The sequence below is a fragment of the Novosphingobium clariflavum genome (assembly GCF_026420865.1).
GTDB classification, from domain to species: Bacteria; Pseudomonadota; Alphaproteobacteria; order Sphingomonadales; family Sphingomonadaceae; genus Novosphingobium; species Novosphingobium clariflavum.
On the sequence record NZ_JAPCWC010000074.1, the window covers coordinates 1 to 1852 of the forward strand.

General features: G+C 61.8%; 2 protein-coding genes. One reads left to right on the top strand and one right to left on the bottom strand.

The window, feature by feature from the left end:
* Nucleotides 1-615 precede the first annotated feature (615 nt).
* Nucleotides 616-834, top strand: coding sequence for a hypothetical protein (locus tag OKA11_RS24270; protein ID WP_069338469.1), 219 nt, complete (start codon nt 616-618; stop codon nt 832-834).
* A 178-nt stretch (nt 835-1012) separates the two neighbouring features.
* Here OKA11_RS24270 and OKA11_RS24275 read toward each other — a convergent pair.
* The coding region (locus OKA11_RS24275; RefSeq protein WP_267225179.1) for a hypothetical protein at nt 1013-1852 on the bottom strand (840 nt) is incomplete at its 5' end.

Genomic DNA, 1852 nt, shown 5'->3' on the forward strand with positions numbered 1-1852 from the left:
CTAAAGCTACGCGATCTATCGTTGCCCGCTGAACGTCAGACAGACGCAGGGTGATAGGGGGATTAGACATTGCACCATCCAAATTCTGGATGGTGGGGGTTTCGGAAGTGCCTTTTTACCCGATCCTGGAGCCCAGCGGAAGCGGTATTGCGTATTACGACGAAATACCGGAGATATCGTTGTTTCTCAGAGGCTTAGAGTTCGATATCAGCTGGTATTACGAGGCAATACTGTATTACACCGGAATACATCTGCTATTTCAGGTACTTAACCTGCGGCCTGCCGCATAGGGTGTGCAAATCTCTAGGGACTATCAGTGGTTGTCGGGGCATCAGGGGATGTTGTCCGATCGTTGGCTCCGATTCCGGCAGGGAAGCGCCGCAGGCAATCATCCTCGGGATCGTCGGGACGGGGTTTCGCGGAGCAATCCCGTCCCACGACGGACCTGGCCATAGGCCAGTGTCCGTCGCCCTTATGCTGATCCGGTCAAGACCGGATCAGCGAGCGCGATGGTGGCTCCATATGGAGATGATGCTGCGTGCTATTGTGTCGTCGTCGGCACGCTGGCATCCTGTGTCGTGGAGGCTGGTCACACGATCAGAAAAGGCATGTCTCATGGCACGGAGTATCGAGCAGGAACGCAAGCAGCTTGAGGCGGAGGAACAGCGGTTGAGCGAGCGACGCAAGCAGCTTGCCGAACGGGAGCGAAGCGACCGGCTGAAAGAGGTCGAGAAGTCGGGCTTGATGAAGGCCGACAGCGCGCAGTTTACCGGCATCCTCGAAGCGATCCGCAAACTCGGGGCGACAGAGACGCTCAAGCGCCTGACCGCGTAAGTCGGTCGGCGCAGCGTCGGGCTTCAAGCCCGACAGGCAAAATGATGGGGGAGCGGCCGTCAGGCCCTCCCCCATTTTGCATAGGCAAAGATTGTCACGGATCTTGTGCCATGCAGGCAGAAAAAAGGGGCACCGGACGAATGTCCGGCACCCCCGACGCAGGGACCGTGGAGGGAGGCTAACCCCAGACCATGCGTACATCGTCGGCGACCGTGGAGGTCGCGGCAATCCTGTCGAGACGATCGAGATAGCTGTGCAGGCCATTGTCGGTCATGGCTTTGCGGATGTCGGGCTTTCCGAGCCGCGCGCGCAGGTCGTCGAGGGGAATGTCGCCGCACGCTTCTGTGCCAAGACCCATCGCTTCGAGAACGGCGTAACCGTTCTGGTTGGAGAGGTCGATTTCGGCTGCGCCGTCGGGTGAGGAACCGACGCACATGCGGATGGAGCGGGTCGCATCGTCGCGCCAGAATCGGATGGTAAGGCCGCGAAACTGCGCTTCCTCGACCACGGCTATGACGGCTTCGTCATGGTCGAACAGGGCGCAGATCGACGCGAGCGACCATGGACATACGCGGGCCTCGAAACTGGCGCTGACAAGCGGGTCATCATCGTCGTCCTCGATGAGTTCACCACGCTCGCGAGCGAAGGCGCGGAACGCGGCGAGCTGGCGAGCGGTGATGATGGCCGGTCTGGCGACGGCGCGCTGCTGGACGGCGAGCGAGAATGTGATCGACATGGGCTTGTCTCCCGATTGAAACCGCATTCCCGATCCCCCTGCCCTTCGACCCGTGAGGGTCGCGCTGGTCGGTTCAGGATTGTCGGTCCGAAGGACCGTGATCGACCCGGCATCCCGGCATCGGATGCGTTGGTGGTGCGCGGTGCGATCGGCACCGGCGAGGCGTAGCGAACGGGCGACCCGCAGGGGTCGCCGTGACGCGAGCGAGCCGTGCCGGTCGGCTGTCATGGAGGGCGTCCCGGGACCGAGCGAGGCGCAGCGGGTGCGCAGGCGATGCGACGA

Coding starts and splice junctions, on each gene's coding strand:
- OKA11_RS24270 (WP_069338469.1), top strand. CDS start 616: ATGGCACGGAGTATCGAGCAGGAACGCAAGCAGCTTGAGGCGGAGGAA.